Here is a 24,723-nt window from a genome sequence, read left to right as displayed (position 1 = left end):
ACCTGAGCCTACAACCAAAGTTGGGTGACGATATCTGCTGTCGCCGCCCAGGTCTTGCGGCGTTCAACTGCGGATGCCGCTTCACTAAAAGACTGATAAACAGCATCATCATTTAGAAGTTGGAGCGCAACATTGGCAAAGGCATCATCATCTGGAACGATGAAGCCGGTTTTTCCATTGTCGATCACATCTTCAACGCCACCTTTGTTAAACGCGACGGCAGGTAGGCCCGAAGCTTGGCTGTCGCGCAGTGTCCAGCAGGCAAAGTCACGGGGATGTCCGGGATACAGGTGCACGCGGGATTGACGGTAGGCTTCAGCCATCGCCCGGTCTCCCTTTGGTGCCGAGACGCCAACATTCGCGTCAGCACAGGATTTCACCAATTCTAACACGGGCGCGATCACATCGGGCACTTCCTCACCGACCATACCTTTAGCGAGGACAGCGGAGTAGACCGTCAGAGACGCGTTCGCATTGGCTGGATTGATTTTATCCCGCCATAACTCAAGAACACGCGATAACCCGTGCAACGGATGTGTGGTCACGACCGCATGAGGTGGCGGCAACTCAGGCTGCACGTCTTCTTCCGGCTTCTCCGGTTCATCGGGCGGAATCGCGGGATGATTGGCGTCGGAGTACAAATCAATTTCTTTTTTCTCGGGGAAAAAAGCTTTGTTCACACCAGGTGGGGCGATGACCGCAGACAGTCTGCCACCATACATCTCAGCCTGACGCTCCGTGAGGAACAGTAAACGCGGCGCATAAGAGGCCAGCAGTTCAGCGTTTTGCGCGGTTCCAAGATATTTTGGGTCTCCAGGGACCAACAGCACGCGGGAATCCACCCGCCGCACACCACCCAAGAGCTCTGGCGTCTTCAACGCGATCAGAACATCTGCCTCAGCAGGACGGTTCGCATCCCAGGGCCGCCAGCGGGCACCCTCAGCCATCAAGGCATGCTTGCAGCGGTTGATAACGGTGACCGTGTGCCCAGCTTTTGCCAAAGCCCCAGCCAGCGCCGCAAAAGCCTTCTCGGCCCCTCCGAGCGGCTTAGTCGCTGCGGTGAAGCCGTCGAACGGCACGGAATCATCAAACATCACTATATTCATGCTGCGGGTTATACCTGTCTCAGTCAAAAAATTCCAACAAACAGCACAAATCTGTGCGGAGTCTTGTTCTATGATATCAAAGACTTAAATTCAGTACTTCCTTTAAAGACAGTCTGAAAGCATCCGTCACCTATGTCACAACCGCATTATACCCGCCTTGAAGGCCGCGCAATTCTTGTTGTAAATGGTGAGGATGCAGTCTCTTTCTTGCAGGGACTGGTGTCGAACGATGTCGAGAAGGTGACAGCGGCTCACTCCATCTGGTCCGCCTTTCTGACACCCCAGGGTAAATTTCTGCACGAGTTCATGATGGTTCATCAACCAAACGGACTCTATCTGGACTGCGAGGCGGACCGGGCGGACGATCTGATGATGCGGCTTAAGCGGTTTCGCTTGCGGTCTAAGGTCGAACTGGAGGTCGCGACATCGTTGAGCGTTGCTGCCGTTTGGGGCGACACCCCTGGTGCTGATCTGCCCCTCGAATCTGAGGCAGGCCGCACTTTCAACCTTGACGGTCTGCATATTTATTATGACCCGCGTTTGGCAGATGCTGGCCTGCGTTTGATTGGCACTCACGACGCTCTGACACAAGTGCAGCAAGCCCAGAAGTGGACGTTAGCAAGCCAATCCGATTACGATGCACACCGCATAGCGCTCGGCTTGCCTGATGGCAGCAGGGATTTAGAAGTGGAAAAAGCCTTGCTGTTGGAAAACGGCTTCGAGGAGCTCGGCGGCGTCGATTTCAAAAAGGGCTGTTACATTGGCCAGGAGTTAACCGCTCGAACCCATTACCGCGCTTTGATCAAGAAGCGCCTTCTTCCCGTGACATTTCAAGGCAAAGCTCCTCCCCTTGGCTCACCTCTAACAGTCGATGGTAAGGATGCCGGTGAAATGAAAAGTTCTGCTGATGGTCGTGGGCTCGCGCTTATACGTCTGGCAACTTGGCGTGCTGCTTCAGAAGGTGATCTCACCAGTATAGTTGGCACCGTAAAGGTACAGCCATCCTCATGGATGGTTCTACCCGAGCAATCGGAGAGTTAATGTGATCCGCTTTTTCATCACGGTCCTGTGTGCGGGCTTTGGCATGGCAAACTTAACCACCGATGCCATTGCCGCAGACCTCAAACCGATATTGGTTATTGGCGCGACGGCAAGGTCTGCCCCGCAAATCATGTTGCAAGCATTAGACCAGGGGCGACGCGTGACGGGTCTCGCGCGATCCCCGGAGCGCATTGAGATTAACCATGCTAACTTTATGGCGGTCGAAGGGGATGTTTATGACGTCGACAGCCTTGCCAACGCGATGCGTGGGGATGAAGTAGTCATTTCTTTGGTTGGCCCATCCTACGTGCCCGGCAAAGAAGTGACGTCTGTCGATCTCTACTCGGTCGGCACGGCTGCAATTATTACCGCCATGCGCCGCAAAGGAAATGAACGGCTTATTGTCACCAGTTCTGGCGGCGTCGAGATGATTCCCGATGAAAAGCCAACCACGGAGGGTTTTTCTGAGAACTTTGTCTGGCAAAAGCGCGGCTTATACCTAGACATGCAGCGCATGGAACGGATCGTTTCCAACAGCGATCTGGAATACGTGATCTTGCGCCCGCGCGGGTTTCGCGATCACCCCAAGAAGAACAATCTCTTGATCTCAGACGGCGTTCCCACGCCAAACCCGTCGAGCATTCTCGGTTATGCAGATTTCGCGGCGCTCGTGCTCGAATTGAGTGAAGGGGGTCAATATCTCAACCGCGCGATCGGTGTTTATACGAACGCGTTCGACACAGTGCCTTAACCGCAGATACGAACAGCTTACGACCGACTCTTGAGAGCCGCCTGCGCTGCCGCCAGTCTTGCGACCGGAACGCGATACGGCGAACAGGAGACGTAATCAAGGCCGACCTCCTGGCAAAAGGCAATGGAGTCCGGATCACCACCATGCTCACCGCAGATGCCAAGCTTGATATCACTTCGGGTTTTGCGGCCACGTTCAACAGCAATTTCGATCAACTCACCAACACCCTCACGGTCCAGCGTGGCGAACGGATCACGTTCATAAATCCCTTTCGCCATATAGACCTCCAACACCGGCGCACAGTCGTCCCGAGACATCCCCAATGTGGTTTGCGTGAGATCGTTGGTGCCAAAACTGAAAAATTCAGCACTTTCTGCAATTTCTCCAGCCTTGAGTGCGGCACGCGGTAATTCGATCATTGTCCCCACCATATAGGCGACCGACTGACCTGCTTTTTCAAACACATCTGCGGCAACGTCATCCACAACCGTCTTCATCAGGTCGAGTTCCAGCTTGGTGCTCACAAGTGGAATCATAATTTCCGGTAAGACACTCGTTCCTTTATTGGCAACCTCTATGGCGGCCTCAAATATGGCGCGGGCCTGCATGGCATAGATCTCTGGATAGGTAACCCCTAAACGGCACCCGCGATGCCCCAACATTGGGTTCAATTCGCTCAACCGGTTGAGCGCGTTATGCACTGTTTCGACAGACACACCAGACGATGCAGCGACTTCTGCAATCTCTGCTTCGCTGTGCGGCAGAAATTCGTGCAAGGGCGGATCAAGCAGGCGAATTGTGACCGGCAGACCACCCATGATCTTGAACAGGGAGACAAAATCGCCGCGTTGATGGGGTAACAGCCGATTGAGCGCCGCCGCCCGGCCACCTTCGTCAGCCGCCAGAATCATCTGGCGCACACTGATGATGCGATCCTGCTCAAAGAACATGTGTTCCGTGCGGCACAGGCCAATGCCTTCAGCCCCAAATTTACGGGCTGTTTCAGCATCTTTGGGGGTCTCTGCATTGGTCCGCACTTTGAGAGTCCGAATGTCATCGACCCATTCCATGAGTGTGCCAAAGTCTCCGGTCATTTCTGGCTCAATCGTCGCAACCCGGCCTAAGAAAACTTCGCCGGTAGAGCCATCCAACGTCATGATATCGCCCTCATGAAGGATTTCATCCCGCACACGAAGATACTTTTCTTTGACATCAACCTGAATGTCACCGGCCCCAGAAACGCAAGGCGTTCCCATGCCACGGGCCACCACGGCCGCATGACTGGTCATGCCACCGCGAGTGGTGAGAATACCCTCGGCGACGTGCATGCCACCGATATCCTCTGGGCTGGTTTCCCGGCGCACCAAAATAACCTTCTCGCCCTTTTGCACCCAGTCTTCAGCGTCCTCAGCGGTAAATACGATTTTGCCCGAAGCCGCCCCTGGTGACGCCGGTAAACCTCGCGATAAAATCGTGCGCTTCGCGTTGGGGTCCAGCGTGGGATGTAGCAGTTGATCTAATTGGGCTGGGTCTATGCGTTCGACGGCTTCTTGGCGCGTGATCAGACCTTCATTGGCCATATCGACGGCAATTTTGAGAGACGCCTTCGACGTGCGTTTGCCATTACGTGTTTGCAGCATCCAAAGCTTGCCCTTTTGGATGGTGAATTCCATGTCCTGCATATCGCGATAATGACGCTCAAGCTTATCGCGCAGCGCAACCAATTCCCGATACATCTCAGGCATGGCTTCTTCCATGGCTGGCAAGTCTGAGTCCTGGGCCTGCTTGCCCGCAATGGTGATTTGCTGAGGTGTACGAATTCCAGCGACGACATCCTCGCCCTGCGCATTGACCAGATATTCACCGTAAAAATCGTTGTCACCAACGGATGGATCGCGCGAGAAACAAACTCCGGTGGCGCAATCATCGCTCATATTATCGAACACCATAGCCTGGACGTTAACAGCCGTGCCCCAGGCGTCAGGAATATTATGAAGTGCGCGATACGTGTTGGCGCGTTGGTTCATCCAACTTCCGAACACAGCGCCGACAGCGCCCCACAATTGATCGTGGGGGTCTTGTGGAAACGGCTTGCCGCTATCTTTTTCGACAGTGGCTTTATACAGCGCCACCAGGTCTTTTAGATCGTCTGCCGTTAGATCTGTGTCTTGATGAACACCCTTATCCTCTTTGGCAAGGTCCAGCAGCTCCTCAAAAGTGTAGTGATCAACACCAAGGACAACATCTGAGTACATTTGGATAAAACGACGATAGCTGTCATAGGCAAAACGGGCATCGCCGGAGTGCTTAGCCAATCCCTCAACCGTTTCATCGTTCAAGCCTAGATTTAGGACTGTGTCCATCATACCCGGCATTGAAGCACGCGCGCCCGAGCGGACGGACACAAGAAGCGGATTAATCGGGTCACCAAATTTAGCACCGATGGTCGCTTCAATGCGGGCCAAGCCCGCATTAACCTGTTCAGTGAGGTCATCGGGATACACGCGGCCATTGTCATAAAAGTAGGTGCAGACACCTGTTGTAACCGTGAAGCCAGGCGGAACCGGAATACCAATCGCACTCATTTCAGCAAGGTTTGCGCCCTTCCCGCCGAGCAGGTTTTTCATCTCTGCGCAGCCTTCTGCCTCGCCATCGCCGAAGAAGTAGACCCACTTGCCATCCGTTCCAGCCACGCCAATCGAACCAACTGCGCCACCATTTGGATAAAGATCTGGCCGTAAGTCGCTGCGGCTTATTTTACCGCCAGTTGCTTCTTCAACAGCGATGACACGTTCGGCTGGCACGCGCTCCCATTGGCTAATCGCCTGGGGCGTTACGTTAATTGAACGCGCCAGAGAGGCTGTGCCACCGGCTGCTGTAATTGCTTTTTCGAGTGCTGAATCGCGCATTAAGGCCCCGCTTATGCAGAAATGTAAGTCACAACTTACATGTAAGTTAAGCCTTACTTACGTAAGACGAGGCAAGCTTTACTTACATTTTTCCTGCAAGAAAAGGCTGAATATGGGGAAATGAGATGCCGTTGGGAAATGGCGGGAATCCAGCGTCGCTGGGCACCAATCCTAAAGCGACCTCACCCTTCAATATGGGAAAAAACGGCGACGCGGTCCATAGATTTACCGATTCGGGCCAAAAGGTTCAAATTTGCGACGCGCGCTTTAGGATCGTCCGCATTCACAGTCACTTTGTCGAAGAACACGTCCAGGGGCTGACGCAAAGTCGCCAGAGCAGACATTGCAGCCCCAAAATCTTCTTTTAAGACTGCCGTTTGAACAGTGACTTCAACGCCCTTGAGCGTGTCCGCAAGGGTCTTGGCATCATCAACTGCGAGGTGAGAGGCATCAGTGGACTGACCAAAAGTCACGCCATCTTTCTTTTCTTCAATGCGCACGATGTTCGCGGCCCGCTTGCACGCCGTCAGCAGGTTCGCACCATCGTCGCTGCCTAAGAAGGTAGCGAGCGCATCCACACGAGACATCAGACGCACAAGGTCGTCCTCATTGCCCACAGCGAAAACAGCGCTAATCAGATCGTGGCGCACACCGCGTTCTTTGAGGAAAACTTTGAGGCGGTCAGCAAAGAACGCCAGCAACTCATCCGCAACGGTTTGACGGCCGGTTTTTAGCTGCACAGAATAGGCGTCATAGGACTGTGCGAAAATGTCGCTCAACGAAAGGCGGAGTTTATTCTCTAAGACCAGCCGGATCGCCCCTAGCGCAGCCCGGCGCAGCGCATAAGGGTCTTTAGAACCTGTCGGCTTTTGATCAATCGCGAAAAAACCAACCAGAGTGTCGACTTTATCGGCCAGAGAAACAGCAACACTCACGGGGTCTGACGGGCAGACATCAGACGGACCTTGAGGGGCATAATGCGAGGCTATTGCATTACAAACGGCAGCGTCTTCTTTGTCATTGGCCGCGTAGTAACGGCCCATAATGCCCTGCAGATCGGGGAATTCAGCGACCATACCGGTTGAAAGATCCGCCTTACATAACGTCGCAGCCCGCTTAACCTGTTCAAGCAGCGCACCGTCCATATGACCGGCAATTGACCCCGCCAGGCGTTCGAGGCGGGTAACCTTATCCCGCACCGTACCGAGATCAGCCTGAAAGACCCGTTCACTGAGCTTATCCACACGGCTTGCCAAAGATTGCTGACGATCTTGATCCCAGAAGAACTTAGCGTCTGACAGCCGGGCCCGCAGCACACGCTCGTTGCCGGCGACAATTGCCGCTCCGGCGTCCGACGTCTCGATGTTGGCGACCACAGCAAAGCGATTTGAAAACGTGCCGTCTTTGGTTTCAAGGGCGAAGTACTTCTGATGCTTCCGCATGGCGGAGGTCAGAACTTCAGTCGGTACATCCATAAACTCATCGTCAATGGTTCCCAACAAAGGGACTGGCCATTCAACCAGGCCCGCCACTTCATCAAGAAGCCCTGGATCATTTGTGACCTTCAGTCCTTCCGCCTGTGCCAAAGCGTCGGCAGCGTCGGCAATCACTTGACGGCGTTGACTGGCCTCAACCATCACCTTGGCGGAGTTCATAGCATCCCTGTACGACGCAAAATCTGAGATTTGAAGCTCATTCGGTGCCAGGAATCGATGCCCAACCGTGGTGTTGGAGGCGATCACACCGGCATAAGAAATAGGCACAATAGCCCCACCGAACACACAAAGCATGCTGTGCAAGGGACGTACCCAGCGGGTATCTCCTGCACCCCAGCGCATAGACTTAGGCCACGGCAAGGCTGCCAATGCCGCCTCGATCACATCTTTCAGAACATCCGCGGTGGGTCGTCCTTTACGTTCGATCACGACGAAGTAGAACGTGCCCTTGGGCAACTCGCGCTTTTCAGCCTCCTCAACAGACGCTAGTCCGTTGGCCTTGAGAAAGCCTTCAATCGCCCGCTCCGGGGCATCAACGCCCGGACCTTTGCGCTCTTCTGTTACGTCCGGCTGCGCATCCGGCAGTCCATCGCAGACAACCGTTAATCGGCGCGGGCCAGAGAACGTGTCTAACCGTGAAAACGTCAATCCGGACTGTTTGAGACCGTCGGACAGCAAACGTTTTAAATCCTCGGCGGCACGCACTTGCATGCGGGCAGGAATTTCTTCCGAGAGGAGTTCAAGCAGGAGTTCAGATGTGGCGTGAGGCATGGTTTAAGCCTCCTGGTTTGAACCCTGGCTTTCGAGCCAGGCTTCGCAACAGGATTTCGCCAACGCCCGCACCCGGCCAATATACCCGGCACGCTCCGTCACACTGATGACGCCCCGCGCGTCTAACAGGTTAAACGAATGACTAGCCTTAATGCACTGATCATAGGCGGGCAGCGCCACTTTTTTCGACAACAACGACTGACACTCCGCCTCTGCATCAGCAAAGTGGCGCAACAGCATTTCTGTATTGGCATACTCAAAGTTATGGGCCGAATATTCTTGCTCGGCTTGCAGAAAAATATCGCCGTACTTTACGCCGTCATCATTGAAAGCCAGGTCATAAACCCGCTCCACGCCCTGAACGTACATAGCCAAACGCTCAAGGCCATACGTCAGTTCAACCGCCACCGGCGAACAATCAATGCCGCCGACCTGCTGGAAATAGGTGAACTGCGTCACTTCCATACCATCGCACCAGACTTCCCAGCCGAGGCCCCAGGCTCCGAGCGTGGGGCTTTCCCAATCGTCTTCCACAAAGCGAATGTCGTGCGCCAGCGCATCAATGCCAATCGCTGCAAGGCTTTGCAAATAAAGGTCCTGCGCGTTATCTGGCGAGGGCTTCAGAATCACTTGGTACTGATAGTAATGCTGCAAGCGATTAGGATTCTCGCCGTAGCGGCCATCGGTCGGCCGCCGCGAGGGCTGCACATAGGCCGCTTTCCACGGTTTCGGGCCCAAAGCGCGTAATGTCGTTGCAGGATGAAAGGTGCCCGCCCCCATCTCCATATCGTAGGGCTGCAGAATGACGCACCCCTGCGCGGCCCAGAAAGACTGAAGCTTAAGAATAAGGCCCTGAAAACTGAGCGCCTGAGTGTGCGAGGCGGCCATGCGATGACTTCCGCTAGAGGGTAAAAACTGTGCCTGACGAGTGTAGAGTATCAGGCTGCGCGCAAGCTACTCGCGGAGTCTCTCAGAATCAAGGTTAGGGGAATCTGGGTTTGCGGCGACACTTGCGCGAACTAAAGAGTTATTTCGCCCCCTGCATCGGGCAATCTTTGGCGGAACGACCGCATCCGGGATTGAGACCCGCCGCCACATAGGCTCCGCACGCGGGGCAGGCTGTCAGATCTTCAACACCTTGTGTTCTGGCTTTCGTCACATCTTCAGCCGCCTTGCGGGCGGCATCGACGCGCGATTTGGGTTTCCTTTCCCCAGAGGACAGCAGGTTGATTTGGCGGTAGACCCACCACACAGCGAAAATCATTACAGCCGTAAAGAGGATTTTCGACAGGCTAAATCCAAGCATGCCCTGCGCTCCTAAAGCCCAAAGCGGGCCCAAAGGGCTCGCTCTTCGGCAGCCGATATCAGATCATTTGCCCAGGTTTCAGAAACGCTAAACGCGACGCCGCCGCCAAGTTTACGCTGCAGCCAACTGGTTTGGGGTTGCACCTGGATAAACTTGGTCTTCTCACCGAGTTTCTCGCGCATCACCGCGCGCATCTCGCCAAGACCATCAATCAGACCGTTCTTAAGGGCGCGTTCGCCAGTCCAGACATCGCCGTTGAATAAGGTTTTATCCGCACCTTGGAGTTTGTCAGCACGGCGGTCTTTGACGTAGGCCTTGAACTGGCCGTGAATATCTTTCTGCAACTCAAGCAGCCGTTTCACGTCATCCGGGTTTTCAGCCTTAAACGGATCAAGCATGCTTTTGTTGTCGCCTTGCGCATACACACGGCGCTCGACCCCAATTTTGTCGATCAATCCCGTAAAACCAAACGTCGCCGCAATCACACCGATGGACCCCACAATCGACATGGGGCTGGCGTAGATTTCATCGGCAGAACAGGCCAACCAATACCCGCCAGAAGCCGCGACATCCTCCGCAAAGGCGTAGACCGGAATTTCTTTCTCGTCTGACAGCTGACGAATGCGCCCGGCAATATGCGCTGATTGAACTGGCGAGCCGCCGGGCGAGTTAATGAGCAGCGCGACGGCATCAATTCCCTTCTTGCTAAAGGCTTTTCGTAACGGCACTTCCAGGCTCGCCAAGGTCAATCCTTTGCGGCCCATGCCTACGGAGCCGATAACACCGTTGAGGCGGACAACACTGACAAGCGGGATATCACGCCTCACCAAAGGACCTGCGACCCGCGCCGCGAATTCGTTGAAATGATCAAGTATAGCCATGCGCGCACCATAGACGTCTGAGGGGCTCAGGTTAAGTCAAAGAATCCAAAGCATACCCATATCTTAAAATGGCCGCTGCAGCCTCAGTGTAGGTGCCATCGTTTTGATGCAAAATCAGACCAGGGTGGATGACAGCGGGGGACTTACGGTCTTTCAGGGCTGTGACGATCACGCGGCTGGCCGGACGATCAGCCTTGGGCCATAGCGGAATCACAGTCACCGACCCGCAGCCCTTAAGTGCCTGTATGATCTCGGCCACCCGCTCGGCACGGTGGATGATGGCAAAAAGACCGCCCGTGACAAGAAGGTTGAGGCATTTGTGCACCCAAATCACGAGCGGCAGTTCGGTCACGGCGTGGGGTGAGTCAACGTCAGGCCGGTCGGGCACCGTCCCCGCCTCAAAAAATGGCGGATTGGTCATCACCGCATCATAGCCGCTGGTCAATAGGGCGGCTGATGGACAGGCCAGATCGCCTTGGATGAGAGACGCCCGATCTGAGAAGCCGTTGAGGGTGATGCTATGCCGGGCCAACTCAAGGAATGGAACATGCCGTTCAAGACCGACGCCCTGAACATCCTCACGACGCGTCAGCAGGCTCAGCAGGGCCGCGCCGGTGCCGCAGCCGACATCCAGCACCCGTGCGCCCTCAGGAACATCTACAGCCGCCGCGAGCAATAACGGATCAATCGCAATGCGATAACCGGTCTTGGGTTGCACCAACTGCAGCCGGCCTTCGAAGAAGTGATCAACCGTGGTTTCGCTTACAGGCCCCTCGGTTATAAGCCCCTCGGTTGCAGGCCCTGTTTCCACTTTGGCAGAGGTCATGACACCAGATCAGGGCAGATCGCCAGAGCCACTTCTGCGGCAGCGGCGAGATCCTCGGTGCGGACCATCAATCGGCGCGGAAAAGTATCGATGCCCGCGTAGGTGCTGGCAATGTCCCCATCAAATTCAAACACCTCAATACCCTCGGCGGACAGGGCCGCCTTGAGGGCCGAGATGGCAACGATGTTATTACTGCGCAGGAGTTCTTTCATAATGAGCCCACGGTGGCGGGAACTGGCCCCAATGGCAAGTCAGAAACGGCAAGTCAGAAACTGCCAAAGACTGAGGGGTTCGCTTGCCCCTGACCGGGCATCCTCCTATGGTGGAGTCACTCTTAACCCCCAGATCAGAAGGGTATTTGCACGTGGCGACCGTCGTTCAACTGGACAACCGACGCACAGGATCAGACCAGGCGCTTGAAGCGCTGACTGCGCTTGTGAAAGATGATTTGCAGGCGGTGAATGAGACGATTATTGAGCGCATGCACAGCCCTGTGGCCCTCATTCCACAATTGGCCGGGCATATTGTGGCCGCCGGTGGTAAGCGCCTGCGCCCGGTTCTGACCCTGGCAGCCGCCCAGCTCTGTGGCTACACTGAAAAGCGCCATATCAAGCTGGCCACCTGTGTTGAGTTCATTCACACCGCAACCCTGCTGCATGACGATGTGGTTGATGACAGCGATCTGCGGCGCGGCCGGTCAAGCGCCAATGCGCTGTGGGGCAATCAACCCAGCGTGCTCGTCGGCGACTTCCTGTTCAGCCGCGCCTTCGAGTTGATGGTTGAAGATGGCTCACTGAAAGTGCTCGGCATTTTATCCAGCGCGTCCTCGATTATCGCCGAAGGTGAAGTCCATCAGTTGATGACCACCAACGACACAGAAACCAGCGAAGCGCAGTATTTAGAAGTGGTGCAGGCGAAAACCGCCGAGCTGTTTGCGGCTGCGGCGCGCATTGGGGCTGTGGTGGCTGATCGCCCCGAGGTCGAAGAGGAAGCCTTGCAGGTGTACGGCTTGAATCTGGGGATTGCGTTTCAGTTGATTGACGACGTGCTGGATTACTCCGCCAAGCAAGCCGAGTTGGGCAAAACCATCGGTGATGATTTCCGCGAAGGTAAAATCACGCTGCCGGTCATTCTCGCCTTCCGCCGTGGCGATGCTGAGGAGCGCGCTTTCTGGCGCCGCTGCCTGCACGACATGGAGCAGGGCGAAGACGAATTAGCCCACGCGCTGACCTTAATGGAAAAGCACAACAGCCTGACAGACACCGTCAACCGTGCCGCACACTATGGCGATGTGGCCCGGGACGCGCTGGGGATTTTTCCGAAAAGCCCTGTCAAAACGGCGCTGCTGGACATCATCGATTTCTGCATTAAGCGGGCTTATTAAATCAATTGCGGTTGGCCCTGCCCTGAGCAACACGACTGCGACAATACTGAGCCCCCGCTTGCACCAAAGCCACGCCAGCGGTATAAGCCGATCCGCCTTCAATGATCGTCAGCCATGACTCTTTAGGGCGAGGAACGGAGTGTAGCTCAGCCTGGTAGAGCACTGCCTTCGGGAGGCAGGGGCCGGAGGTTCGAATCCTCTCACTCCGACCAATAAAACAGCCATTTTCTGCAACTCAGAAAACCCGTTCCCCCTCGCTATCCCCCAGTAACGGCCCCCCGCAATCAACAAGACCCTTTACCTGGACTGCTATGCTGGACGAAGATGTCAGGCTTAGGGGGCACGCAAAAAGGAGACCCAAGAGTATGTTGAACCTGTCGCAAAGAGGCCGGTCTGGCCTGCAGTTTCTTGGGTCTTTGCAGCCTTACATCTCGCGCCGGGTGCGCGACATTGCACGCACAGACTTCGAGACGGACCCTGACGGCGCCGCTCTGGTGGCCGAGCATGATCGCGGCGGCTCAAACGAACCCTGGGATGCCCGGATTGCCCGCGCCCGGGCCGTTGCCGAAAAATCTGTCGCCTATAAATTTGAGCGATTTTATCAACGCTATGTGGCGGAAGAAAATTTTGTGCGCGCTATTCCGGCCATAGAGGAACGGCGCGCCGCAGCAGAGAAAATGGGCTTTGGCGACCTCAAAGACTGTGGCGGATCACTCACACTTGATGCGGCCTTGCCCGTCCCGGACTATCACGAAGGCGTAGAGTGGCACCTGGAACCCGGCGGGTGGGATGGCTACGACCTCTCCGGTCCGATGTTCATGTCCGCCATCCACCCTTACGTCATGAGCAAAGGCGGCTGGGCAGCTGTGGAAGTTGACGAAGACGTACGGCATCACCGCTCTAACGCCGCGCAACTGCTGCCCAAAGATCACTATGACCGCATCTACGATATGGGCTGCGGTGGGGCAATGACCCTGGCCGCGTTTCATAAACATTATCCAGACGCGGAACTCGTCGGCGGTGACCTGTCGGCTGCGAATGTGAAAAACGGCAATGACTCCGCCCGAGCCGCAGGCATTCCGATTCACTTCCGGCAATGCGACGTGCGCCACACCGGAGAGCCCGACAACAGTTTTGATGCGGTGGTAATGTATTGCGTCCTGCACGAAACACCGGTGAGTGTGGGTAAAGAGATCATCAAGGAAGCCTTCCGCATTTTGAAACCCGGGGGCGATGTGGTGATCAACGATCTGCCGCCCTTCGCCGGCGTTCATCCGTTCCAATCTGTCATTTTGGATTGGGAAACCGACAATCGCGGAGAGCCGTACTTTTCTGAGACGTGCAGCACGGAATGGAGCGACGTGCTTGCAGAGACCGGCTTTGTGGATATTCAGTCCCATAATCTGGGTCCTCAAGGATACCCTTGGGTCGATGTGGCAACAAAACCACTTTAGGGCTTTCCGCTTTCAACTAGATGCTTGTTTTTTCTTGGCCCCTCACCTGGGTTCGAGATTCTTTTGATGGGGCTCTCACCTGGGTTCGAGCCCATGCACGACTGGTTCCACTCAAACGAGCCTATGCACGTATGATTTTAGGAACGAGCCCATGGAGCCGGGTTTTGAGACCCCCTTGGAACGAGCCCATGCACGAAACCGGGCACGCCACCCATGCACCCAACTGGGCAAACCAGCAGGCAAACCACCCGGCACGCCGCCGGGCACACTTTCAAACGCTGCTTTTCGCCGGTAAAGATAGATTCATGTTGATGTTAACAATTTTGATTGTTATAATTCGGCCATGATTAAATACCCAAAAACAGTGCTGCAGCCTATGGCGTGGCCAGCCGGTAAGCGATGATCGCGTCGGACTGCCTGGTTTCTGCCATGCCATTGCCACCGGCAGCCACCACCACATACTGCACACCATCGATCATATAGGTCATGGGCACAGCCATGGCTGGCGCAGGCAAATCATCATCGCGCCACAACGCCGCGCCCGTATTCATATCCAAAGCATGAAAGGCGGAGTCCATGCCCGCGCCAATAAAGATCAGACCCCCAGCCGTGACAATCGGACCCGCGATGTTTGGAGAGCCCCATGCCTTTGGTGTTTTAAACGGCCCCACCTCAATGCGGCCCAGGGGCTGACGCCACAAGTGATCGCCGCTATTCAAATCGATGGCGATGAGTTCGCCCCACGGCGGTGGCGTGCAGGGCACCCCGAGCGGAGACAGAAAAAATTCGCCGTCCAGACGATACGGCGTACCGTTGAGCGGCTTCTGCAAAAACTCAACCGGCGGACCCAAAGGCCGTTCTTCATTAAGATCGGCGGGCACCAGCTTGATGATGGTGGCGAGGTTCTGGGTTTTGACAATCAACGTAGCGGTTTTGGGGTCAACCGCAGCCCCGCCCCAGTTACCGCCACCCAGGGCCGAGGGAAGTTGCAACGAGCCTTCAAGACTTGGCGGCGTATACAGGCCCTCGTAGCGCAATTCGGAAAAGCGCTGACGGCATTGCCCGCGATCCCAGAACGTCAGGCCCCACACCTCGTCTTGGGAAATATCCTGACGGGCGAAGGGCGCGGGCGCGATAGGGCGTGGTTGGGTGGGCGACGTGCGTTCGCCGGGCACATCCGTCACTGGAACTGCGATTTCTTCAATATCAAACAGCGGTTCACCCGTGAGGCGATTGAACACAAACACGAAGCCCATTTTGGTGATCTGCACGACGGCGGGCACAGAGGTTCCCTCACGCTCGAGGTCAAGGAGAATGGGTTGGCTCGGCAGGTCATAATCGAACACATCGTGATGGATGATCTGCTGGTGCCAGACGACCGCACCCGTGCCTGCGTCCAGCGCAACCAGGGCATTGGCATACGGGATGGGCGCGAGGCGTAAGCCCCCATAAGGATCAACGCTGGGACTGGACGTGGGCAGATACACAAGGCCCGCGGCGTCATCAACCGCCATCATCGACCACACATTGGCACCGCCGGTCTTATCGCTGAGCTCGGCGGGAATGGGATTGAAGGACCACAGTTCTTCGCCGGTGCGGACATCAAGACCGCGCACGATACCGTCTGCCGCATCGGCATACATATTGTCGCCAACACCACCGCCGACAACGATAATGTCGCCGATAATAGACGGCGGAGAGGACATGAAAATGCCGCCGGTCCCACCGTAGTCAAAGGCATTGAGATTCAGAATGCCGCCCGTGCCGAAGTCCGCGCACAGGGCGCCGGTTTTGGCATCAAGCGCATAGAGATTGCCAAAAATATCAGGATGAATGACGCGCGCAGAACAGGTGTGGCTTTGCATCTCTCGCGGTGTATCGGCCCCTTCTGCCCAAAGCGCAACACCCCGGCAGTTTGCCGCAAACACGGGCATACCCTCGGGCAAAACGCCGTAGCCATCAAATGCCCAAATCTCTTTACCGGTTGTTGGGTTTAAGGCCAGCACGCGGTTCTTCGGCGTACAGACATAAAGGGTGTCGTCCCAGATCACGGGGGTCGCCTGAAACGAGGAGCCACCGTCTGCTGCGGACCCTTCAACAACATCGCCAGTGTGATGAACCCAAGCGCGCTCAAGGTTTGCCACATTGGCAGCCGTGATTTGATCTAAGGCAGAGTATTGCCCCCCCGAGGGCGCCCCTCCAAAGGACGGCCATGAGGTGTTCTCAGTAAGTGCTGCATGTGTTGAGGAGTCAGCCGCAAAGGCCGACACTGAGCCCAGCAGTAAAACCGCCATCGCAATCAGCGACACGAACCGCGACACTGGAGACTGTGGTGTGGCCATGGAAGACTCTCCTGCTAACAACTGACATACGTCATATAAAGAAAAACCCAGTGACGTAAAAAGAAAAACCCGGCCAGACCAAATGAAAAGTGGTCCGGCCGGGTGTGGTGTGAGAAGCCTTATGTATGAAAGGCGTGTTGTTTTAGCGCTTAGAGGCTGACTTCGAAGTTCAGCTTCCAGGTGGTTGGCTCGTTGACAAAACGAATGCCGTTTGGTGCGGCAAGCACCAAGCCGATTTTCGAGTAGTCATCACCGGTCAGGTTTTTACCGGACAGGGTGGCTTTCCACTTTCCGCTATCGGCCTGGTAAGACACAAAGCCGTTGACCAGATCGATCGTGCCTGAGCGGTTGATGGGTTGGTTGGCCGCATCGGAGAAGTAGTTACTGCGATGGCTGTAGTCCGCGCCAAGAACAATGTCGCCCGAGCTATTAAGGTCATAGGTGTAGTTAAATCCAACCTGCGACTGGAATTTAGACAGGTGAGACAACCGGCCCAAACCTTGGGTCGCGGCCACAGAACCCGGATCGAGTTCTTTGTAGTTGTCATCCTGCACGGTCACATGGGCAAAGATTTCCAGAGCATCGGTCACAATGGCGGTGACTTCCGTTTCAATGCCGTAGACATCAACTTTACCCACGTTTTGGATGGCCGTCGCACCGCCGCCCAATGTTGAGGACTGTTGAATGTCTTTGAACTTATTGAGGAACAACGCCGTATTCACGCGCACACGACTGTCGAACAGATCCGCCTTGCTGCCCGCTTCAAGCGCCCACACGGTTTCTGGATCAAACGGCGTGTTAAACGACGTTGGGTTAGCAACGGTCAGGCCATTGTACCCACCCGCGCGGAAGCCACGTGACAACGAAGTGTACACAAACACATCATCCGACACTTGGTAATCAAGCCCAACGCGCGGTGTAAATACGGACCAACTGTCTTCACGATCCACCAGAGATGGAATACCCGAGCCGAAGAAAGTGTCGATCTGACCGTTGAGGGATTTCTTATCTTCGGTCCAGCGGATCCCAGCTGTGGCGCTGAGGCGATCCGTGACTTGATAGGACCCTTGCGCGAACACCGCATAGGACTTTGTCTTCTGGTCGATAATTGTCGGCACCAAAGGATTGAAGAAAATCACGTCATCAATCTGCTGATCGGCTTGCTCTTCAAAATAGAAGGCCCCGAGAATCCAGTCGAGGCGCTCATCAAACGACTGACCGCTCAACTGCAGTTCTTGCGACCATTGCGAAGACGACGCCACGCTGGTGCGGTCAATCAGGGTAACGAAGTTGCCTGGCGTGGTTTCAACACCACCGGAGAGATCGAAACGGAAGCCATCTTTGACATCAATGTACGCGGTGATGGACTGCAAGGTGACATCGCCGATGAGCCATTCCATATCTAAAGAGCCACCGTATTGTTCGGTGTAGCCAGAGGATTGAGTGGGGGACTGAACAATGCGCGGGCCACCGGTTTGGTTTTCCAAGGTGACCGAGTTCACGGACACCGGTGTCAGACCATCGTTGTCATCGTCTGAATAATAGCCAGAGACGGTGGCCTTGAAGTCATCGGAGCCGAAGTAAGACATTTTACCGCGCAGGGAGAACACTTCCCGCACACCACGATCTTCGCCGGTGGCGCGGTTTTCGAGCCAGCCATCATTCTGGTCACGGTATTGGGCTGATACGGTCATGCCCAATACATCTTCGACCAGGGCAAAACCGACACCGGCTGACACTGTCAGTTCATCAAAACGGCCATAGCCGATTGAGCCCTTGGCCCAGGTTTCGCCATCGGCTTCGCGGGTAACGATTTTCAACGCACCGGTCATGGAGTTCCGGCCATAGAGTGTGCCTTGTGGGCCGCGCAGGACTTCAATGCGTTCGATATCGACCAGATCAAAGTTCGCGGCAGACAGGCGTGCGTTGTAAACGTTATCGACATACAGGCCGACTGCGGATTCAGAGGTCACCAGACCGCCGATCTGCTCGCCTGCACCGCGCATGTACAGGTTGACCATGCCCGGGTTTGACACACCGGTGTACAACACCAGGTTTGGAACGTTGTTAGCGAGGTCCAATGTTTCTTCGACCTGGAGCTTCTCAAGCTTATCAGCCGTGAAGGCCGAGACCGTGACCGGCGTGGTCTGCAGGTTGCCGACGCGACGCTCTGCGGTGACGACAATTTCTTCCAGCGCGACGTTCTGAGCCAAAGCACTGGTGACAGGTAGGGCTGTTGAGGCGCTCGCCACAACGGCAGCGGAAGCCAAAAGTTTGGCAATCAAAGGCGTGCGTAAGCGCTTTGTCATGGTGTGGCTCAAGGTTGGCATGTATCTCTCCAAGGGTCTGATTCTATTGGTTAAATGCGTTTATCGCGGGTCGTTTCGCACACAGGAGTCCTGTGTGTCAAATTCATTACATCAATGAATTGGGGACATAGCGATTACCAAAGATCAAAACAAGCAGAGATCAACCCAGCAAAGACGAAAACAGGCTGTGTTTGAGTCTGGATTTGAGTTTGAGTCTGGGTTTGAGTCTGGGTTTGACTTTGTGGCCCGCCGTCAAACGCCCAGGACGGAGCGCAACCGTTAAGCCGATTTGACCGCCATGACGCTGTTCCAAAAGGTCGGCGCAAGGGTCGGTGCGTCTTCACGCACGGTCAGTCCAGCCTCGGCCATCATCTGGAGGAAATCAGAGCTGCGGTATTCTTCGGTCCACACTTCGTTGTTGTGCACGTGATCCCACCATTGGTTAAAGCGCCCGCTGGCGGACGGCTGGGATTGGGTATAGGTCTTGAAATCGACCGGGAAGAACACCCCGCCGGGACGCAGAATACGTTTCACTTCGGCGAGGATTTTCTTGGCGTCTTCCGTCGGCACTTCGTGGAATAGAATATAAGCCGTGATGACGTCGAAGCTGTTGTCAGCAAAGCCGGTGTCTTCGGCCAGACGTTGTGCCAGATTGATATCGAGGCCCTGTTCAGCGGCCCGCATATGACCGTAGCGCAACATCGGCGCACCAACGTCGATGCCCCAGACGTCTGTGTCGGGGAACCGCTCTTTAACCGCCATGGGCAGTTGGGCAACACCGGTGCCGATGTCGAGAAACTTTTCCATTTTGCCGTCTTCGGGCACGGGAATGATGGCGGCCAGATCACGATGGAACACATCTTCTGATTCCAGATCAAGCGTGAAGACGTTGACCCCGTAGTGATAAACGTAGCCGCCTAACGGATCGCCAATGTAACCACCCGGTTGAATGTGAATTTCATGCTTGGTGTAATCCGGAATACTCAAACCGGCATTCAGCTCCAAGGTGCCGGGACCAGAACTATCAGCAGCTTCGAGTTCTTCCAGATAGCCGTCGCGATTGGCATGAAAACCATCGACCAAAGCGTTCCACATGATTTGCTGTGATGTGGTTTTGCAGCGCACGTTGGACCACACGGTCAGATCGTCGCCGATAATTTTCAGCACGTCTTCGATGGGGGGTGAAACCTTGGGATCGTAGCCTGCGTTTTCAACCAGTTCGTTGATGCGACGTGAGCTTTTGCGACCGAAATCGCGCAACGACCATTTGCGGAAGCTCTGGGCAAATTCCAGGCGGCTTTCCATGTCCATCTCGGGCAGACGTTCAAGACGGCCTTCGGTGTAATTGCCTCGGACTTCGACATCTTTTGGTAAGGCTGAGACGGTTGGAGCAGCGGCGGCAGAGCGGCTTTTAAACACCGCCGACAAGCTGGAGGCAACGGCGGCCGTTGCGCCAAACACAGCGGCGGTGCCGCCAAACAGAGTGCGACGATCAATCATGGGGCTCTCCCTTAACCGGCGGTGGTGGAGTGGGTGTCCGGGTTGCCGCTGGTGTTTTGCGGCGTGTTCTCAAGGAACCCATAGACACGCTTGATGAAGCGCTCGCGTTGCGCTTCCCAGGCGGCGTGATCCGCCGCGCTGGGACGGTAGGCTTCGATCATATCTTTGGAGACCGAGCCCTTCTCTTCCAGCAGGGTCTCAATCACGTTCATGCGTTTTTGCAGCGCCCAGAATTCACTGCCCAGGGCAATGACCGCCGACATGACGTTGTCCAGCGCCGCGTTGGAGAGAAATACATCGTCGGCCCGGGGCTCTATAGAGTCCCCGCGATGGGTTGCTACGGGTTTGGTAACGTCTGCCATGATCGATCTCTCCTTAAGTGGGGCGAGTGAGATTATAGTATAGCTCTATACGCGCAGATGAGTCTCATGGATGGTTTGACCAAGCTGGAGCGCGAACGATGCCCACTGACTGATCAGCCGCAAGCCCCCGCATCAACCATGAGGACGGTAATGGGGCGACTCAGCATGAAAGCCACGCCGCCCCATCGGGTCTTTTTATAGAACTTTTTCTAGAACTTATAGGACGCCGAAACACCAAACTGACGGCTCTGTGGCAGACCCACCAGGGCCACAGCCCCGAACCTAAAGCCTGATGTCAGCGCATCGCTGTTGGTGACGTTATCGACAAACAGGGTCACGCGCGCCGGGCCAGTATCGAGGCCGACCCGCAGGTTGACCAGGGTTTGTGGTCCCAGGGTTTCCAGGTTGAGTTCATCGATGAACATTTCATCGCGGTAGCTCAGGTCCGCGCGGGCAAACCAGTCATAGCCATCGCCGAGCGCCGTGAACGGCGCTTGGTATTCGAGCGAGGCATAGAGGGAGTTTCCGGCGGTGCGCGGCGTTTGATTTCCGGATACATCCGCGTCTCCCAAAATCGTCAACGCATTGGCCGACTCAAACACCTTAAACTCGGTATCGACGTAGGAGTAGGACAGAGCGCCACTGAAGTATGCGTTGAACTGAGCGTTGAGCGAGAAGTCTGCGCCCCACACTTCGGTTTCACCGGCATTGACAAAGTAGCTGCCGACCGTGGGATCAGGGTCGTTAAAGCGGAACACCTGATTGGTCCAATCGATGAGATAACCCGCCGCTTGAATGGTCAGCACATCGTTCAACGCGTTGACCTTGGTGCCGACTTCATAGGTCCACAGGGTTTCTTCATCGACCACAGCGAACTGGGCCGGGCCGGTGGTATTAAAGGTGCCGGGCTTGTTACCCTTGGCCGCGCTGGCGTAGATCAACGTATCGTCAGACGGCGTGTATTCGACGATGAAGCGCGGCAGGAAAGAGTTAAACTCGCCTTCTTGAATGGCACCTGTGTCCAGGTTTTCAACCTTAATGTCTTCGGTCTGATACCGGCCATCAAAACTGACCGAGAGTTGCTCAGAGGCATCGAATGTCACCGAGCCAAACACCGACATATTTTCAGAGGTTTTTATATTTGGCGCTTGGCGGAAGTTGCGTTGACGAAAGGTATAAAAATCTTCATCGAAATAAGACGCGCCCGCGATCCAGCTGATCGGACCGTCTTCCGGAGACGTAACACGGAATTCCTGGAACGTCGATTCGAGTTCACGCTCGGTCACGGTTTGGAAGATGCTGCAGCCCGGACCGACGAATGGCCCAGCGTTGCACAGGAACGACAGGAACGTGTTTTTGACCGGATCGTAGTTACCATCAGCCTGATTGACCGTGTCTTCCTTGCCGTAGCCGGTGATGGACGTCAGCGTATAGCCGTTGATGTCATAGTTGACCGACAGGCTGGCGCGGAAGGTGTCTGATTGAATGCCCGGATCATCCAGCTGATCGACGTTGCCACCAATGACCGAGGTCAGAGGAAACTCAAGCTCGCCCATGTTCAGCGCGGTCGTGGCACGCGGGGCTTCGCCGAGATCTGCTTCTGAATAACTCACGTTCAGATCAGCGGTCAGCGCATCGGTTGGGGTAAACCGCAGGGCGGTGCTGAGGGAGAAAATGTCGTCCTCACCCATTTCCGCGCCGTTGGTGATGTTGGTGTACTCACTGCCTTTGGTCAGGTATCCGCCGCTGACACGCATGGCCAGACGGTCCTCGACAATCGGACCACTGAGTGTGCCGCTGAGTTGGATTTCATCATACTCAGCGACCGTCGCGTTGATGGAGCCTTCGAACTCATCGGTCGGCTTTTTGGTGATGTAGTTAATCGCGCCAGAGAAGGTGGCGCGGCCATAGAGGGCGCTTTGCGGACCCTTGATCACTTCAACACGTTCGAGATCTGACAGCAGCGCCGTGAACAGCGAGCCGGACACATAAACACCATCAATAAATTTCGATGAGTTTTGCAGGGTCGGGTCGCCGGTATTGGTGGCAATGCCCCGGAAGCTGGCAGAGTCGCCACGGCCTTCCGCTTCAAAGCTGCCATAGGTCACACCAGGAACGGCTTCCACTAAATCTGTAATGGTGGTGTAGCCCGCTTGCTCGATATCATCTGCCGTGAAAGCCGACACAGTGAGCGGAATTTCCAGCAGGGTTTCAGAGCGCTTCCGCGCTGTAACTGTGATTTCCTCAACGGCGATCTGCTGCGCTGATGCAGGTATGGCGATTGAAGCGGCAACGGTGGCGAGTAGAAGTGTTCTGAATTTCATGTGTTCTCTCCCGGAATGTCTCGATGATGGCTAAGTGAGCTGGTGTGAGACCTAGTCTTATGTTGGTTTTCTCTCATTCCAGTGGCTGTTATGAACTTGAAACCATTACTTGCTCGGTGGTTGAGTACAGGTAGCCTCGGGATCCGGCAAACTCCACATCTGGCGAGCATTCTCGCATAAAAATAATCGCTCAGCGATTAGAGCTTGAGCTTCGGTCCACACGCTCTTGGCCGCGCTCTATGCTCGCTCAATGATTAACGCTAATCTCTAACCCTTGGCTCGAACGCTTGTTGCTCACTTTGGGAGTCGATTTTGGCTGGGATCCAACCGCTTGAAAGCGTTGCACGCTTTACAACAATCCTCAGCGCCGTAAATGCAGGCGACGGCATAACCATGTCTGAATTGACTCGCAAAGCGGGTCTCTCCAGGTCCGCGGTCAACCGCTATATGGTGACCCTCGCGGAGTTGGGTTATGTCTATCGGGACGAGCGCACAAAGAGATACAGGCCGACCTCTAAAACCCTGGACCTGTCGCGCGGCGTAACACGTGATCAAAAAATCCGTCAGATCGTATTACCGCCTTTGCAAGCCGCGTGCCGGACGTTGGGATGGTCACTTAATTTTTCAACTTTAAAAAACGCACAGGTCACCCTGATCGCCCATACGGACGATATTTCCCCGTTGGCGAAAAAGAAACGCGGTACCATGCTGATGCGGCCCCTGCTTGGACGCGCTGCCGGACATGTGCTGCTGGCGCATCTGCTGCCTTCCGTCCGCACTGACGTGCTTAAGATTGCGTTGCAACAGAACCCGGCCCTCTATGCGGACGCTGGCATCGACCCCGGCGATGTGACTGCTCTGCTGGGGGAGGTGCAGCGGCTCGGGTACGGCGCTTACACGACGGCAAAGGCCCAACTCAACACCGTTGCGGTTCCGGTGCGGATTAAAGACACCTTTCCCTTTGTTCTGTCGGCGGGCGCAACCGCATCGATCCTGAGTTTGGAACAGGTTACCGAGCGCTTTTTGACCCCTTTGCAAGCGTGCGCAAATAATATCTCTGAGCGGCTCAAGGATATTGATACGGATCGCTGGCTAGATGCGGGTGAAGACCAACCGCTTCCCGGTAGCGCCCTATGAGCGGTGTGCAATCCCTGGATGTCGTGGAACGCATCGTCACCGTATTACGTACGCTGAACGCTTTCGATGGTGTGACGGTCTCTGAATTGGCTAAGTTATCGAACGTGCCGCGCGCGGCGGTGAATCGTTACTTGGTGACCCTCATTGAATTGGGATTTGTTGCGCGGGACAACACTTCACGCAAGTACACCGTCACACCCAAAGTGCTAGAGCTCTCCGCTGGAGCCCCCCGCAATGACTGGGCGGCAACGGTTGTACGACCGATTATCGTCGAAGCCTGCAAGACTATGGGTTGGCCGCTCAGTTTTGGCACAATCCATAATAGCCGATTGGCGGTGCTGGAAAACACGGATACGGAATCTCCGCTGATTGTGTATCCGATGCGCGAGCATCTGGTTCTGCCGTTGCTTGGACGCTCTGCCGGGCACGTCCTACTGGCCCATAAAACAAAAGAGGTGCGGGACGATATTATTCGCTCGGCCCTGCTGCAAGACCGCAATTTATTGTCGCGCACGCCTTACGACCATGAGTCACTGGATGAACTGCTCACGCAGGTCGTGGCCCAAGGATATGCGGCAACCAAGCTTGCCGGAATGAATTGGTCCACGCTGTCTGTCCCTGTTTCCGTGAATGGCAGCGTCGAATATTCCCTGTCCAATCGCTTTCATCCAACAGCGGTCACATTATCTGAAGCGGTTGGCCGGTTCCTCGCGCCCTTGCATGCCTGCGCGGCGACACTCGGAAAAAACCTGGAGCGCATTTACCCGCTTTAGGCACAAGACTTCTGTAGCTGACGCGAAAATATGTCCAAAGCGCTGACGCGC

19 protein-coding genes and 1 tRNA gene are annotated in these 24,723 nt (G+C 55.4%); 7 read left to right on the top strand and 13 right to left on the bottom strand.

Features of this window, described 5'->3' with window-relative positions; genetic code table 11:
* Window positions 1–8 precede the first annotated feature (8 nt).
* A complete protein-coding gene (locus tag RIC29_18290; GenBank protein MEQ8736878.1) occupies window positions 9–1,106 on the bottom strand; it encodes a glycosyltransferase in 1,098 nt (365 codons plus the stop codon).
* Window positions 1,107–1,238: 132 nt separating this feature from the next.
* On the opposite strand from RIC29_18290, the gene RIC29_18285 reads away from it, so the two are divergent.
* Together RIC29_18285 and RIC29_18280 are read left to right on the top strand one after the other, a co-directional pair.
* A complete protein-coding gene (locus RIC29_18285) occupies window positions 1,239–2,147 on the top strand; it encodes a folate-binding protein (GenBank protein ID MEQ8736877.1) in 909 nt (302 codons plus the stop codon).
* A 1-nt stretch (window position 2,148) separates the two neighbouring features.
* Entirely contained in the window at window positions 2,149–2,898 is a 750-nt protein-coding gene (locus RIC29_18280) for an NAD(P)H-binding protein (GenBank protein MEQ8736876.1), read from the top strand.
* Between the two features lie 17 nt (window positions 2,899–2,915).
* On the opposite strand, the gene ppdK is transcribed toward RIC29_18280, so the two are convergent.
* The 7 genes from ppdK to RIC29_18245 form a co-directional block, all read right to left on the bottom strand.
* A complete protein-coding gene (gene ppdK, locus RIC29_18275; protein MEQ8736875.1) occupies window positions 2,916–5,807 on the bottom strand; it encodes a pyruvate, phosphate dikinase in 2,892 nt (963 codons plus the stop codon).
* A 182-nt stretch (window positions 5,808–5,989) separates the two neighbouring features.
* Window positions 5,990–8,074, bottom strand: a complete 2,085-nt coding sequence (gene glyS / locus RIC29_18270; protein ID MEQ8736874.1) for a glycine--tRNA ligase subunit beta — start codon at window positions 8,072–8,074, stop codon at window positions 5,990–5,992.
* Between the two features lie 3 nt (window positions 8,075–8,077).
* The gene (locus RIC29_18265; GenBank protein ID MEQ8736873.1) at window positions 8,078–8,962 is read right to left on the bottom strand and encodes a glycine--tRNA ligase subunit alpha; all 885 of its coding nucleotides are present in this window, start codon (window positions 8,960–8,962) and stop codon (window positions 8,078–8,080) included.
* Window positions 8,963–9,101: 139 nt separating this feature from the next.
* A complete protein-coding gene (locus RIC29_18260; GenBank protein MEQ8736872.1) occupies window positions 9,102–9,380 on the bottom strand; it encodes a hypothetical protein in 279 nt (92 codons plus the stop codon).
* Between the two features lie 11 nt (window positions 9,381–9,391).
* Window positions 9,392–10,261, bottom strand: coding sequence for a S49 family peptidase (locus RIC29_18255; protein MEQ8736871.1), 870 nt, complete (start codon window positions 10,259–10,261; stop codon window positions 9,392–9,394).
* A gap of 31 nt (window positions 10,262–10,292) precedes the next feature.
* On the bottom strand, window positions 10,293–11,087 hold the full coding sequence (locus tag RIC29_18250) for a methyltransferase (GenBank protein ID MEQ8736870.1): 795 nt from the start codon (window positions 11,085–11,087) through the stop codon (window positions 10,293–10,295).
* Window positions 11,084–11,299 (bottom strand): DUF2007 domain-containing protein, encoded by a 216-nt coding sequence (locus RIC29_18245; protein MEQ8736869.1) that lies wholly within the window; start codon window positions 11,297–11,299, stop codon window positions 11,084–11,086. Before RIC29_18245 ends, RIC29_18250 begins: the two co-directional genes overlap by 4 nt.
* Before the next feature lie 152 nt (window positions 11,300–11,451).
* Between RIC29_18245 and RIC29_18240 the strand changes: the two genes are divergently transcribed.
* From RIC29_18240 to RIC29_18230, 3 genes are all read left to right on the top strand, one after another.
* The gene (locus RIC29_18240) at window positions 11,452–12,471 is read left to right on the top strand and encodes a polyprenyl synthetase family protein (protein MEQ8736868.1); all 1,020 of its coding nucleotides are present in this window, start codon (window positions 11,452–11,454) and stop codon (window positions 12,469–12,471) included.
* Between the two features lie 135 nt (window positions 12,472–12,606).
* Window positions 12,607–12,683: transfer RNA gene (locus tag RIC29_18235), tRNA-Pro, on the top strand.
* A 153-nt stretch (window positions 12,684–12,836) separates the two neighbouring features.
* Window positions 12,837–13,925: a class I SAM-dependent methyltransferase gene (locus RIC29_18230; GenBank protein MEQ8736867.1), complete on the top strand. Its 1,089-nt coding sequence runs from the start codon at window positions 12,837–12,839 to the stop codon at window positions 13,923–13,925.
* A 374-nt stretch (window positions 13,926–14,299) separates the two neighbouring features.
* Here RIC29_18230 and RIC29_18225 read toward each other — a convergent pair whose 3' ends face one another.
* The 5 genes from RIC29_18225 to RIC29_18205 form a co-directional block, all read right to left on the bottom strand.
* Window positions 14,300–16,267: a pyrroloquinoline quinone-dependent dehydrogenase gene (locus RIC29_18225; GenBank protein ID MEQ8736866.1), complete on the bottom strand. Its 1,968-nt coding sequence runs from the start codon at window positions 16,265–16,267 to the stop codon at window positions 14,300–14,302.
* Window positions 16,268–16,416: 149 nt separating this feature from the next.
* Complete coding sequence (locus RIC29_18220; protein ID MEQ8736865.1) at window positions 16,417–18,597, bottom strand: TonB-dependent receptor; 2,181 nt, start codon at window positions 18,595–18,597, stop codon at window positions 16,417–16,419.
* Between the two features lie 258 nt (window positions 18,598–18,855).
* Entirely contained in the window at window positions 18,856–20,076 is a 1,221-nt protein-coding gene (locus RIC29_18215; protein MEQ8736864.1) for a class I SAM-dependent methyltransferase, read from the bottom strand.
* 11 nt (window positions 20,077–20,087) lie between these two features.
* Window positions 20,088–20,438, bottom strand: coding sequence for a hypothetical protein (locus tag RIC29_18210; protein ID MEQ8736863.1), 351 nt, complete (start codon window positions 20,436–20,438; stop codon window positions 20,088–20,090).
* A 209-nt stretch (window positions 20,439–20,647) separates the two neighbouring features.
* A complete protein-coding gene (locus tag RIC29_18205) occupies window positions 20,648–22,762 on the bottom strand; it encodes a TonB-dependent receptor (GenBank protein ID MEQ8736862.1) in 2,115 nt (704 codons plus the stop codon).
* Between the two features lie 312 nt (window positions 22,763–23,074).
* Here RIC29_18205 and RIC29_18200 point away from each other — a divergent pair, with 312 nt between their 5' ends.
* Together RIC29_18200 and RIC29_18195 are read left to right on the top strand one after the other, a co-directional pair.
* Complete coding sequence (locus RIC29_18200) at window positions 23,075–23,899, top strand: helix-turn-helix domain-containing protein (GenBank protein ID MEQ8736861.1); 825 nt, start codon at window positions 23,075–23,077, stop codon at window positions 23,897–23,899.
* Window positions 23,896–24,672, top strand: coding sequence for a helix-turn-helix domain-containing protein (locus RIC29_18195; protein ID MEQ8736860.1), 777 nt, complete (start codon window positions 23,896–23,898; stop codon window positions 24,670–24,672). Before RIC29_18200 ends, RIC29_18195 begins: the two co-directional genes overlap by 4 nt.
* Window positions 24,673–24,723: the final 51 nt, after the last annotated feature.

It is taken from the genome of Rhodospirillaceae bacterium (genome assembly GCA_040219235.1).
Lineage (GTDB): Bacteria > Pseudomonadota > Alphaproteobacteria > Rhodospirillales > Rhodospirillaceae > WLXB01.
This window is presented reverse-complemented; position numbering and strand designations above follow the sequence as displayed.